Origin of the sequence: Clostridium sp. JN-9, from assembly GCF_004103695.1 — a bacterium.
Taxonomy (GTDB): Bacteria; Bacillota; Clostridia; order Clostridiales; family Clostridiaceae; genus JN-9.
Genome location: NZ_CP035280.1, coordinates 1,171,311 through 1,184,912 on the forward strand (window position 1 = coordinate 1,171,311; position 13,602 = coordinate 1,184,912).

Consider the following 13,602-nt stretch of genomic DNA (forward strand, 5'->3'; position numbering starts at 1 on the left):
TAAAATAAAATAACTGATAACGAAATCATTATTTTTTTATATATATTCACCTCCTAACTATTTATTATTCGATTGTAGCATAATATAAGAAAATTATGAAATAACTATTTTAAAATTTAAAACATTATATTATTATATAGCTAATTCTTTTCATATAATTTTCGTATATCTTTTAGACCTTGCTGGATTTCATGTTTTGAAAAATTATATTCGAGAAGTTTCACATTATCCCACTCACTAAGTTTTTTATAGAAAAATAATGCAGTTTCTAAATTTTTTTTGGTTTTCCGAGTTTCTATAATTTCAAAAAGAATATTTTCAGCTTCGTTAACTTTGCCTTCATTTAGGTATTTTTTTATCATGAACTCTAATAATTCATCTTCTGAAATCGTTATATTATAATTTTCTATATCAACATCGCTTTTCACAGCATCTTTTCCTGCAAAAAGAGCAACGGCTGTATTTACTACTGATTTTATAATTCTTAAAATATAATCTTTTTCAAACATTTATCACTAAGTCCTTTCATTTATTGCAGTGAATAAGGTTGTGATGTAATAATTTAACTTTTTGTTTATTTCGTCATATCCTACCATTGTAACACAGTATTAAGAAAGATACTGTTACCTTTCAGTTACAGGTAACAGTGAGCTGGTAACCATTGGTTACTAATATGAAAAAAGGTGGAATTTGTAACATTATTAATTATTATGTAAAAAAAATTTAAATAATTATTATTTTCTAAGAAGGAATTTTTAAATTTATGTCGAATTATAATTATTAAAAGATAATAAATGAATTATTACTGGATAATAACTCTTTATTGTGATAAGATATTATTAGACTATTAGGACAAATTTTCAAATAGCAGATTTACTTTACATTTATATGGTATTTAAGTTCTGCTGTTGTTTAGAATTATGCCAAATCTTACGTTTTTATTTAAAACGTATTCAATATAAGGAGGGAGATATATGTTTTTTAAGACTACTGAAGAACATGAAAATTTAAGGAAGAAAATCAGAGAATTTGCTGAAGAGGAAGTAAAGCCTATTGCATTTACTTTGGATCAGGAAAATGAATTCCCATGGGATGCTGTTCATAAGCTTGCCAAAATGGGAATGATGGGAATACCATATCCAAAGGAATATGGCGGGGCTGGTCTTGATGTAATCAGCTATGCTATTGCTGTTGAGGAGCTGTCCAGGGTTGATGGCGGTACAGGAGTTATTCTTTCAGCCCATACATCATTGGGTACATATCCTATTGCTGCCTTCGGAACAGAAGAACAGAAGCAAAAGTATTTAGTTCCAATGGCAAAGGGAGAGAAATTAGGAGCATTTGGTCTTACTGAAGAAAATGCAGGAAGTGATGCCGGTGGCACAGAAACCACTGCTGTATTGGATGGAGATCATTATATTTTAAATGGTGAAAAGATATTTATTACAAATGCTGGAAAAGCTGATGTTTATGTTGTTTTTGCTGTTACAACACCAGATATAGGAACTCATGGCATTAGTGCATTTATTGTAGAAAAGGGTTGGGAAGGATTTACATTTGGTACACACTATGACAAAATGGGTATTCGTTCTTCTGCAACTGCAGAACTTGTTTTCAATAATGTAAAAGTTCCAAAGGAAAATCTTTTAGGCAAAGAAGGACAGGGCTTCAAAATTGCAATGGCTACCTTGGATGGCGGTCGTATAGGTATTGCAGCCCAGGCTCTTGGTATAGCACAGGGTGCTTATGAAAATGCTTTAGAGTATTCAAAAGAAAGAGTTCAGTTTGGAAAACCTATATGCCAGCAGCAGGCTATATCTTTCAAACTTGCAGATATGGCTACAAAGCTTAGAGCATCAAGACTGCTTATTTACAGTGCAGCTGAGCTTAAGCAGAATCATGAAAGATACAGTATGGAAGCAGCTATGGCAAAGCAATATGCATCTGATTCCTGCTTAGAGATAGTAAATGATGCTCTTCAAATCTTTGGAGGAAGCGGATACCTGAAAGGCATGGCAGTTGAACGTGCATACAGAGATGCAAAGATTTGTACAATTTATGAAGGAACAAATGAAATTCAGCGTGTGGTTATTGCAGCTAATATCATTGGTAAAATGCCAAAGAGTGATGCTGTAAGAAGTTCTCACAGAGAGCCTGCTACAGGATATCGTAAGAAGATTATATTCAAGGATGGAACAATTGAAGATCAGGTTAACGCTCTTGTAGATGCTCTTAAGAAGGATGGATATGATTTCACAGTTGGAATTCCTATAGATACACCTATTACTAAGGCTGAAAGAGTAGTTAGCGCTGGTATGGGTGTAGGTGAAAAGAAGAATATGAAGCTTATAGAAGACCTGGCAGTTCAGGCTGGTGCAGCTATAGGTTCATCTCGTCCTGTTGCTGAAACGCTTAAGTATGTACCATTGAATCGTTATGTTGGTATGTCTGGCCAGAAGTTTAAAGGAAATCTATATATTGCCTGCGGTATTTCCGGTGCAGGTCAGCATTTGAAGGGAATAAAGGAAGCAAGTACAATTGTTGCTATAAATATTGATCCAAATGCTAAGATATTTAAAAATGCAGACTATGGCATAGTAGGAGATATGATGGAGGTTATTCCAGTGCTTATTAAAGCTTTAGATAATGGAGAAGCTAAGAAGCCGGCTCCACCAATGAAGAAGATGAAGAGAGCTATTCCAAAGAAAGTTACCCCAACATGGAAACACTATGTATGTAATGGATGCGGATATGAGTATGATCCTGGTGTTGGAGACCCAGATGGAGAAATTGCTCCGGGTACTTTATTTGAGAATATTCCTGATGAATGGAATTGCCCAGCCTGCGGTGAAGGAAAAGACATGTTTATTGAAGTCTAATTTCAATTTTAAATAATGAGTTTTAGTGAAGGAGGATTTAATATATGTATTGTGTAAGAGAAATAACTGAGGATCTTTATTGGGTAGGTGGTAACGATCGCCGCCTGGCCCTGTTTGAAAATGTTCATCCAATTCCAAGAGGAGTTTCATATAATTCCTATCTTCTGTTAGATAAGAAGACAGTGCTTTTTGATACTGTGGATTGGTCAATCTGCCGTCAGTTCCTTGAAAATATTAAGGAAGTTTTAGGTGACAGACCACTTGATTATATGGTAATCAATCATATGGAGCCTGACCATGCAGCCTGCATTGAAGAGATACTGCTTAGATATCCCAATGTAAAAATTATATGCACAGAAAAAGCATTTATGTTTATGAACCAGTTCGGATTCCATATAGATGGAAAGGTAACAAAAGTTAAAGAAGGCGACACCATGTCCTTTGGAAAACATAATGTAGTATTTATTTATGCTCCTATGGTACACTGGCCTGAAGCTATGGTTACATTTGATACAACAAATGGTGTATTGTTCTCAGCTGATGCTTTCGGCTCATTTGGCGCACTAGACGGAAAAATGTTTAATGATGAAGTTAACTTTGATAGAGACTGGATTGATGATGCCAGAAGATATTATACAAATATAGTTGGAAAATACGGCCCTCATGTTCAGTCTTTGCTTAAAAAAGCAGGCACTATTGACATTAAGACTATATGCCCTCTTCATGGACCAGTATGGAGATCTAACTTGGGATATTATCTTGATAAATATGATAAATGGAGCAGATATGAACCTGAAGAAAAGGGTGTACTGATTGTTTATGGAACAATGTACGGCAATACAGAGGCTGCTGCTAATGACTTGGCCACAAGGCTTGTTAAAAAGGGAATGACCAATGTTGTTATGTATGATGCTTCAAAAACTGATGTTTCTTATTTAATTTCTGAAACATTTAAATACAGCCATTTGGTACTTGCATCTGTAACATACAATCTTAAGATTTATCCTCCAATCCTGAATTATTTATCACATATGAAGGCATTAAATCTTCAAAAACGTACAGTAGCTCTTATTGAAAATGGTTCATGGGCTCCTCAGTCAGGCAAGCTTATGCATGAGTTATTGGATGATATGAAAGATATGAATATATTAGATAATGAAATGACAGTAACTTCCGCAATGAAACCAGATGACAGCGACTCAATGGATGCATTGGCTGACAGCATTATTCAGTCAATGAAGTAGTCTTAAAAACATAACTCCGGAAAACCTGCTTAAGGGTAACTTTATAGTTATTCTTAAACAGGTTTTTTATTTAATTAAGTTTTTTTAAATCCCATTTTCCTGTAGATACATTTGTATTCTTTTCATTTTTTATATTTTTGTTAATTGCAAATGTGACTCCAAATAGGACATATCCTATTGCTGTGTAAATTTCAACCTGGCTGATCATTTTATTAGCTGACATTAATTGATCCCTTAGAATCTACTAATTAAACAGAAGTTTAGCACCTAAAAAAGTTTTAGGGCGCAGCCCGCTGATTTATATTGATTTGCTAGTATTTAATAAAAACATTGTAAAATCCGATTTCTACTGGAAATTATAAAAAAAATTTGCATAATAAAAGCATCCTTTTTATAATAGTTTTGCACAACACAATAGAAAGGATGCCTTAAGATGAATAAAAGTTATTTAAAACAAATGCTCACCTATATTAATAAAGTATACGATATAGGTGAAAAAATCAATACCTTAGAGGATAAAAAGATAAAATCTCTAGTAAAAATTTCAACAATCACCTTTGTAGTTTTGTTTGGATTTATGCTTCAAATAAGAAGTTTCAACAGGTTAGAGCATTGGCTTAAAAAAGGTAAATTTAAAAAAGTATTACCTAAAAACACTAAAATGATTCACATTGATGCCGTTAGGCGCTGCTTAAGTGATTTTGATTTGAATGGTTTGAAAAATATTCATGATAGTATAATTAGAACTACGATAAAAAATAAGATATTTAGAAATGGTACCATAGATGGCTTAAAGGTAGTTGCTGTAGATGGTGTAGAATTATTTGAAAGTGCTAAAAAATTTTGTGACAAATGTCTTTCACGAAAGAATAAGGATGGCACTACTCGTCATTTCCACAGATCTGTAGTTTGTACTACCGTAGGTTCGGATCCCCATGTTATTTTAGGACAAGAAATGCTTGAACCTAAGAAAGATAGTTCGAATAAAGATGAAGGTGAAATCACCGGAGGTATAAGATTAATAAAAAAATTATATCGTAAATATCACCATTTTGCCGATATTATAGTAGCTGATGCTTTATATTGTAAATCTACTTGGATAAAAGAAGTCCTTTCAATAGGAATGAATGCAGTAGTAAGAGTTAAAGATGAGCGTCTTCTCATTGTAAAGGATGCATTAGCTCTATTTAAGCGCCGTGAGGCTGATAAGAAATGGATTGTAAAGCAGGGAAGTAAAGACTATACCAAAATTAAAGCTTGGGATGAAGATAATTTTGAAATATCAGATCCGACTATCAAAGTTAGATTTATAAGGTTTATAGAAGAAATTCATACTGGAGATAAGGTAGAAATTAAAGAAGGCTGGATTATAACAACAGACAAATTTGCCTCAGTAGAAACCTTGTGGAAGATAATGCACAAGAGGTGGGATATAGAAAATAATGCCTTTCATCAGCTTAAAACAGAATGGCATTTAGATCATTGCTTTCTTCATAGCCCTACGGGCGTAGAGACAGTACTGATGTTTATAATTATAGCGTTTAATCTGATGCAGTTATATTTTTTTAGATGTATCAGAGGTTTTAGAAAGAAACGGATGCTTCAAATAGATATTATTGAAGATATAAAAGATGAAAGATTTACTATAGATGACAACTGGAATAATCCAATATTTAAAAAGACTTAATATAAAAATAAAATTGGAAATCGATTATTAAAATTTCTTAGGGTAAGGGTAATTATAACTATTTTTTCGACATATCGGTCTGTTGATTTACCAGCCATGTAAGAAAGTACAATAAAATACAATTCCAGTAAAAGTAAATCTTTTACTGGAATTTAGATGCGAAATCTCTGCTAATTAAATTAGTAGATGGATAATCAATAGTTTTTGTTTTATAATTAATACATGGGTTAAGTATAGTTAATAAATTTTAATATAAAGCAACTAATTTTTACTAATCTAAAAAAGGAAGGGAAGGTTTTAGAATGATAAGATTTGAATGTGATTATGCAGAGGGTGCTCATCCAAAGGTTTTAGAGCTTTTAAATAAAAGTAATTTTGAGCAGACCCCTGGTTACGGCGAGGACATTTATTGCGAAAAAGCACGCAGCATTATAAAAAAATTATGCAAATCAGATAAAGCAGAGGTGCACTTTCTTGTGGGAGGCACTCAGGCAAATACAACAGTAATAGCATCCATATTAAGACCACATCAGGGAGCGGTTTGTGCTGAAACAGGACATATAAATGTTCATGAAACAGGCGCCATTGAAGCTACAGGACATAAGGTACTTACATTGCCAAGTACAGATGGCAAAATTACAGCTTCTCAGGTTCAAAAGCTATATGATGATCACTGGAATGATGCTTCTCATGAGCATATGGTACAGCCTGGTATGGTTTATATTTCAAACCCTACAGAAAATGGAACACTTTATACCAAGGATGAATTGACAAAATTAAGTGAGGTATGCCATAAATGTGATCTTCCACTTTATCTTGATGGTGCAAGAATGGGTTATGGCTTAATGGCTGAGGGCAATGATTTAACTCTGCCTGACATAGCAAGCCTTTGTGATGTGTTCTACATAGGAGGCACAAAGGTTGGTGCATTGTTTGGAGAAGCTGTTGTTATTACAAACACAGCACTTCAAAAGGATTTCAGATATTTTATAAAACAGCATGGAGGAATGATGGCAAAGGGACGCCTTCTAGGAATTCAGTTCATTGCTCTTTTGGAGGATAACTTATATTTTGAAATTTCAAAACATGCAGATGAGCTGGCATATAAAATAAGGGATGCATTTAAGGAGAAGGGATATTCGTTACTTTTTGATTCTCCAACCAATCAGCAGTTCCCTATTATACCTAATGCTCAGCTTAAAGTATTGGAAAAGAAATATGTATTTTCATTTTGGAAGCAGGTGGATAAGGATCATAGTGCTGTTCGCTTCTGCACCAGCTGGGCAACAAAGGAAGAAGATGTGGAGCAGCTGCTTGAGGATATACGTTCATTATAATAACAATAAAAGGGGGATAGTGTTTACCCCCTTTAAACAATATTATTTACTTTTTATACGTATTCCTAACTCTTTTCTAAAATCATTAATATTACTTATTTTATCAAAATCAGTATCTTCCTTCACTTTGGTAGATACAAATCTTTGAATTTTATTATCTTTTATATTGAATTTACCAAGATAAGATCCAAGAACTACGTAATATTTTTCTGCAAGATTATAAAAGTTTCCATCCGATTGTTTTCCGAAAATCAGTATTTTATCTTTGGGTTTCATAGTTTCAGAACCGCCGAGAGAATACTTAACTTTTATATTTTTATCTTCATCAGTGGGCTTGATACCAAACTTATCTGCAGCCCCTGTATACTTTATAATCTTTTCTTTTGTTGTTATCCCACCTGATTCTATAATCGTTAAAACATCGCCGTCTTTTGCATTATTATTATAAGATTTTGTAACTTTTACTTGCGACTTTGTGCGAGGAATACCGTTATAATCAAAGTAGCTTACATCCAAAACCTCACCTTCTATTACTATTTCTGCATCGGTTACTAAATTGTTAAAAAATACGTATCTTGATGACATATTTGCTTCTGAAACTATGGTCTCAATTTTTTCATTTTCTTTGCTTGCAGGATTATTTGTTTTAACATCATTTTGTATAGTTATATGCTCTGATTTATTTGGGCTGCATGTTGTTGCTTTCTCGTTATTGTTTTTTGATGAACAACCATTAAAAATCAATAATGAGCTCAAAATACATATGCTAAGCAATCTTTTTTTCATATCTTTTACTCCTTATCCACTTTAATATAAATGATTAATTCCGAATAAGTCATGAGATGTAGGGCTTGAAACAGTTAATTCATCTCCATATGGGTACATTAAAACGATTGGTCCCCAGTCTTGGTTATGAGCCAATCCCATAACATGACCCATTTCATGGGCTATAACACCTTGCTTCCTCTGTTGGGATAAAGTATTAAATGATACTGTATTGAGGTGGATTTGTGTCCATGCCCAATTACTACCATCAGGATTATATGGGTAAATCCTAGTACCAGATAACCAAAAAAGAGTCTCTCCATAAATATATTCTTCGGCAGGATAATAGCTTCCATTGTATATATCCATAATGCTTTCTGATTTAGTAGTTGTTCTTTGGAAAGATATTGGCGTAGTAACTATATTACTTGTATAAATCCAACTGTTCATAGCATTTACTGTTAATGTTTCATTCCCAGCGTTAATTGCAGAGCTGTCTATAAAGTAGTATCTGTTATTATATCCGTAATTACCCACGCCCCCATTTAATGTTCTATCATACCAAGTATGATAATCTGCTGCATAAATTGTCATGGAAAACATGAAAGTAAAAAAGATACTTAGAATGACTATTCGTGATTTTTTTAATTTTTTCATCTTATCCCTCCACATTATTATCATAAAGTTAGAAAGAGAATTGAGATAACCGTGGCATAATGCCCTGGCATTTTTAATAGTATATAAATTAAAAGATTTATCAATTAAGCTCATTTAAATTTAAGATATTAATTTTAGTTAAATAAATACCATTTTTTTTAGCATCTTCTTGTCGAGTATTACTATCTTGAATAATAGGAGTTGTCCAATATAGATAATTTTCGTTTGTAAAAGTACTAGAATATGAGGCATCATTATCTTGTAATGTCACAACTTTTTTCAATTTCCTATCATATACCTGTACTTTATAATATTCTGTCCAAGCAATGAGTCGAGAACTCATAGTTAAAAATTGTATAGCATTTGAATCATCTGTTTCTAATAATAATTGATCTTTACCATTTTCAATAAATCCTATTACCCACTTATTTGGGCTTGAAAATTTATGCCCTGACCACGCTATAGAATCACCACTGTTTGCAAAATATTCAACTTCATCTTCAGTAGATATCTGTTCCGATTTATTATTTCGATTCCAAAATAACGCACTCTTAGAATTTTTGTTATTACCATCCTTACCCATCCAAATTATAAAGCCTTTAGTTATATTTGGATTTGCACCTTGGGATATTAAATCAGTAACTTTATTATTAAGTAAATTATATTTTTTTATATTTATAAGAGGCGCATTATTGCTTCCTATGCCTATTACCTGACTCCATATGAATTCATCTCTATAGAGTTTAGGATTAGGTTCTGGTCCGGGGTAACCGTTATCATTAGAATCTTTAGGTGTTTCAAAAACTACTTTATCTTGATGCGTAACCCTATTATATGCATGTATTTTCCAAATTAGAAAACTTTGGTCAAGGGATTCCGTCCAGACAACCCATTGGTCATTTATATCTGCAGATCCGTGCTGAGATTCTTTATTTAATTTAGAAATACTAGTGTAAGTATTATTAATAGAATTATATAATATTACTTCCTCAGGTTTATTGTTTTGAGAAGGTACTGTAGCTACTATAACTCCATCATTTGACATAGAAAGGGGAAACCATCCTCTTTTGTCCTGAAGCATGCAATCAATGGATTTTATATTTGCATTATTCCATGCATCTTTTAAAGAAACTATAGGTAAGGATGATTTAATTGAATATAATGGTGTTGTTGATTGACCTTTAGTTTCTTGTATACTATTAGTTATTGAACTTGTATTGCCTTGATTCGTTATAACTGTTTTAGGTGATCTATTCATACATCCAGTAAAGGACAAAACTAAGATTAAAGATACAATGGTAAAAAAACGCCTTACCATATTATTCCTCTTCCGTTAACAATTTGAGCAATTGTAGTAGAAGCTAAATTTGAATATTGTGGAACATTACCCGACCATGATATAGAACTAGCTCCATAAACAGAATCTGCATAATGGGTTGTACTACCATAGTTAGAATAACCATCTATTGCAAACCAATGAAATATTGTCCTATTAGTAGGATGTCCAACTAAATGTGGTCCTCCGGGAACTTCCCAAGCATCTCCAGCAACACCATAACCATTATCAATATCATATACAACATCATTTTGAAATGTAGAAGCATCAATATTTGTTCCATAAGTAATATACCAATAACCATTTTCATATGAATTTAAAGTTGCTTGCATGGGATATATAGAGCCATTATACCAATCAGTACCGTTTGTAGTAGTGCCAAGACTACTAGCTGCTGTATTTTGACTTATATAGACACCCTTAGAACCTAAAATTTCTACAGCGGTTGCAGGGCCGCAGTAGTAAGAATTTATTTGTGACTGTTGTAATAATGAACTTATACTATTCCAAGAATATGAACTCGTTGCTTGTACACTTAAAGACATCAATTGAGTATTAGGTTTGCTTGAATTTAAGGTTAATGCTCTTTTTTTACTGCCATATTTGTCTTGAAAATTCTTTTCTGATGAGTTAACATATGATCCTGAAATTTTCCCAAGCTTAGCATCCATATGCATCTTAGCTAAGTTTTGTTTTTGGTCAGCTATCAATTTAGATGTCGGATCTAACGGGTAAACAATACATGGCTTTGACCCATCAGGATTTAATATTATCTGTTCAGCAAAAGCAGTTGAATTTGTTACTGTTAGTAAAATACTAGAAGCCAAAACTGATAATACTAAAGATTTAATCCTTTTCATAAACACATGCCTCCCAAAATTTTATTATAGTTACATTATAATGCAATTTTGTAAATAAATCAATTCATTTTTATAAATTATTAGAATTTTCAAAGAATTTATGATACATTCAGTTATTTATAATATAGACGTATAAATAGGTATAGTTTTTTTCAGCGTTTATACTTTTGATTATTTTATATAAACATTACCACATAGAAGTTATTGCAATAGATAACGTGGAGTGAATATTATATACATATATAGAGGATAATAAATATAGTGAACAAATTTATCCGATTATTCATAGACTATATTGACATTACATTGATATTGATTTATATTATATATAGACAAGTATCTATATAAGAGGTGGTTACATGAACTCAGGGTATGAAGAAAACTCTAAAATAATCAAGGCATTATCTGATGCAAACAGGTTAAAGATAATTGATATATTATCCTGTGGAGAAAAATGTGCCTGCGAAATACTTCAGCATTTTGACTTTACACAGCCTACACTCTCACATCACATGAAGGTGCTTATGGACTGCGGATTGGTTAATTGTACAAAAGAAGGATTATGGAGCAATTATTCACTTAACACTACTAACTGTAATAAATTAATATTATTTCTTATGAGTATTGTGACAGATACAGATGAATGCATCTGTAAAGATAAATCAAAATGTAATAATAAATAAAGGAGAGATATATTATGAAGAAAATGGTTATTTTTGATCCAGCTATGTGCTGCTCAACAGGAGTATGCGGACCATCAGTAGATAAAAACCTGATAAGGGTTTCAACCTTAATAAACAATCTTAAAAATAAAGGAATAATAATTGAAAGGCATAATCTTGCCACAAGTCCACAGGTGTATTTGGATAATAAAATAGTCAATGAGATGTTAAATAAATATGGAGCGGATATACTTCCTATTACTATGGTGGATGGTGAAGTGGTTAAAACAAAAACTTATCCCACTAATGAAGAGTTTAGTAGATTCCTTGGAATACCTGAGGATTATACAAAAGTTACTATAAAAAAGCCTTCTAAGGGCTGCTGTGGGGATGGCTGCTGTTAATGATAAATTAGAAAAGAGGGATATAATGTTTAAAAATTTCAATGTAAGTGATTTAAACTTAACAAAATACCTGTTCTTCACAGGAAAAGGCGGAGTTGGAAAGACCTCCACAGCCTGTGCAGTGGCAGTAAGTTTAGCTGATGCAGGAAAAAAGGTACTGCTTGTCAGCACAGATCCTGCTTCAAATCTTCAGGATGTTTTTAATACTGACTTAAACAATAAGGGAATTCCTATAAATGGAGTGCCTAATTTAATAGTTGCAAATCTTGACCCTGAAAAAGCAGCTGCAGAATACAGGGAAAGTGTTATAGGACCATATAAGGGCAAGCTGCCTGAATCCGTTTTAAAAAATATGGAGGAACAGCTGTCAGGCTCATGTACAGTTGAGATTGCTGCATTTAATGAATTTTCCACTTTTATTACAGATGAAAACACTGCTTCTAAATACGATAATATTATATTTGATACAGCTCCAACAGGTCATACTCTAAGGATGCTTCAGCTGCCATCAGCCTGGAGTAATTTTATAAATGAAAGCACTCATGGTGCATCCTGTTTAGGGCAGCTTTCAGGCCTGGAAGATAAAAAGGGTATGTATAAAAGTGCAGTGATTAATTTGTCTGATAAAGAAAAAACTACACTTATACTTGTATCAAGGCCTGAGATATCACCATTAAAGGAAGCTGAAAGAGCTTCAAAGGAGCTTCAGGATATAGGAATCAATAATCAGATTTTAATAATAAATGGAGTACTTCAGCAGCATGATGATAAGCTGTCTGATGCTATTTTTCATAAACAGCAGGCAGCATTAAAGCATATACCAGAAGGAATTAAAAATATTGAAACCTTTGAAATTCCACTAAGGCCTTACAATGTAACAGGATTGGAAAATGTAAGAGCATTTTTGAAGGATAATCATGTAAAGTTTGATGAGGAACAGTTAAATTCAAATAATATGCCTAAATTGAAAGATATTATAGAGGATTTATATAAAAATCATAAAAAAGTAATATTCACCATGGGCAAAGGCGGAGTTGGAAAAACAACTATTGCTGCAGCAATTGCTTTAGGGCTGGCCAAAAAAGGTGAAAAGGTTCATTTGACCACCACTGACCCTGCTGCACATTTAAAGTTTGTGCTAAATGAAGGCCATGGCATTACATTAAGTCATATAGATGAAAAGAAAGAACTTGAAAAGTACAGAGAAGAAGTATTAAGCAAATCAAGGGAAACCATGAGTGAGGAAGATATTGCATATGTGGAAGAAGACTTAAGATCCCCATGTACACAGGAAATTGCAGTGTTCAGAGCTTTTGCTGAAATAGTTGAAAAATCAGAAGATCAGGTGGTAGTCATTGACACTGCACCAACAGGACATACATTACTTCTTTTAGACTCAACTCAAAGCTATAACAAGGAAATTCAGCGTACACAGGGTGATGTGCCTGAATCCGCAAGAAAGCTTTTACCTAGGCTGAGAGATGAAAATGAAACAGAGGTTATAATTGTAACACTGGCTGAAACTACCCCTGTTTTCGAAGCTGAGAGATTACAAAAGGACCTTGACAGGGCAGGAATTCGCAGTAAATGGTGGGTAATAAATTCAAGCTTTTATGCAGCAAATACAACAAATCAGGTGCTTCATGCAAAGGCCAGCAGCGAAGTTCAGTGGATTAACAAAGTTAAAGAAATATCAAAAGGCAATTTTGTAGTTATAAAATGGATGGCAGAAGAGATTAGGGGAGAAAAGCTTAATGATTTAATAAAGTAG

13 protein-coding genes are annotated in these 13,602 nt (G+C 33.0%); 7 read left to right on the forward strand and 6 right to left on the reverse strand.

Annotated elements, in window-relative coordinates; genetic code table 11:
* Positions 1-140: 140 nt before the first annotated feature.
* Positions 141-509: a DUF6483 family protein gene (locus tag EQM05_RS05580; protein WP_128749120.1), complete on the reverse strand. Its 369-nt coding sequence runs from the start codon at positions 507-509 to the stop codon at positions 141-143.
* Positions 510-974: 465 nt separating this feature from the next.
* Between EQM05_RS05580 and EQM05_RS05585 the strand changes: the two genes are divergently transcribed.
* Both EQM05_RS05585 and EQM05_RS05590 read left to right on the forward strand, forming a co-directional pair.
* Positions 975-2,879: an acyl-CoA dehydrogenase family protein gene (locus EQM05_RS05585; RefSeq protein WP_128749121.1), complete on the forward strand. Its 1,905-nt coding sequence runs from the start codon at positions 975-977 to the stop codon at positions 2,877-2,879.
* A 44-nt stretch (positions 2,880-2,923) separates the two neighbouring features.
* A complete protein-coding gene (locus EQM05_RS05590; RefSeq protein ID WP_128749122.1) occupies positions 2,924-4,123 on the forward strand; it encodes an FprA family A-type flavoprotein in 1,200 nt (399 codons plus the stop codon).
* Between the two features lie 70 nt (positions 4,124-4,193).
* Here the strand turns inward: EQM05_RS05590 and EQM05_RS15695 are convergent, their stop codons facing one another.
* Positions 4,194-4,346, reverse strand: a complete 153-nt coding sequence (locus EQM05_RS15695) for a hypothetical protein (protein WP_164917204.1) — start codon at positions 4,344-4,346, stop codon at positions 4,194-4,196.
* 210 nt (positions 4,347-4,556) lie between these two features.
* On the opposite strand from EQM05_RS15695, the gene EQM05_RS16135 reads away from it, so the two are divergent.
* Entirely contained in the window at positions 4,557-5,810 is a 1,254-nt protein-coding gene (locus tag EQM05_RS16135) for a transposase (protein WP_128748581.1), read from the forward strand.
* 302 nt (positions 5,811-6,112) lie between these two features.
* Complete coding sequence (locus EQM05_RS05600) at positions 6,113-7,147, forward strand: low specificity L-threonine aldolase (RefSeq protein WP_128749123.1); 1,035 nt, start codon at positions 6,113-6,115, stop codon at positions 7,145-7,147.
* A gap of 42 nt (positions 7,148-7,189) precedes the next feature.
* On the opposite strand, the gene EQM05_RS05605 is transcribed toward EQM05_RS05600, so the two are convergent.
* The 4 genes from EQM05_RS05605 to EQM05_RS05620 form a co-directional block, all read right to left on the reverse strand.
* The gene (locus EQM05_RS05605; RefSeq protein WP_128749124.1) at positions 7,190-7,933 is read right to left on the reverse strand and encodes a hypothetical protein; all 744 of its coding nucleotides are present in this window, start codon (positions 7,931-7,933) and stop codon (positions 7,190-7,192) included.
* Between the two features lie 21 nt (positions 7,934-7,954).
* Entirely contained in the window at positions 7,955-8,569 is a 615-nt protein-coding gene (locus EQM05_RS05610) for a matrixin family metalloprotease (RefSeq protein ID WP_164917205.1), read from the reverse strand.
* Between the two features lie 100 nt (positions 8,570-8,669).
* Positions 8,670-9,887: a hypothetical protein gene (locus EQM05_RS05615; protein ID WP_205694172.1), complete on the reverse strand. Its 1,218-nt coding sequence runs from the start codon at positions 9,885-9,887 to the stop codon at positions 8,670-8,672.
* Positions 9,881-10,765 carry a C39 family peptidase gene (locus EQM05_RS05620; protein WP_128749127.1) on the reverse strand — a complete coding sequence of 295 codons (885 nt, stop codon included), beginning with the start codon at positions 10,763-10,765 and terminating at the stop codon, positions 9,881-9,883. The genes EQM05_RS05615 and EQM05_RS05620 overlap by 7 nt, the downstream gene beginning before the upstream one ends.
* A gap of 359 nt (positions 10,766-11,124) precedes the next feature.
* Between EQM05_RS05620 and EQM05_RS05625 the strand changes: the two genes are divergently transcribed.
* Genes EQM05_RS05625 through arsA form a run of 3 tightly spaced genes read left to right on the forward strand, consistent with a single transcriptional unit; the run spans position 11,125 to position 13,602 of the window.
* The gene (locus EQM05_RS05625) at positions 11,125-11,448 is read left to right on the forward strand and encodes a metalloregulator ArsR/SmtB family transcription factor (protein ID WP_128749128.1); all 324 of its coding nucleotides are present in this window, start codon (positions 11,125-11,127) and stop codon (positions 11,446-11,448) included.
* Between the two features lie 14 nt (positions 11,449-11,462).
* Positions 11,463-11,831 carry an arsenite efflux transporter metallochaperone ArsD gene (gene arsD / locus EQM05_RS05630; RefSeq protein WP_128749129.1) on the forward strand — a complete coding sequence of 123 codons (369 nt, stop codon included), beginning with the start codon at positions 11,463-11,465 and terminating at the stop codon, positions 11,829-11,831.
* 25 nt (positions 11,832-11,856) lie between these two features.
* Positions 11,857-13,602: an arsenical pump-driving ATPase gene (arsA, locus tag EQM05_RS05635; RefSeq protein WP_128749130.1), complete on the forward strand. Its 1,746-nt coding sequence runs from the start codon at positions 11,857-11,859 to the stop codon at positions 13,600-13,602.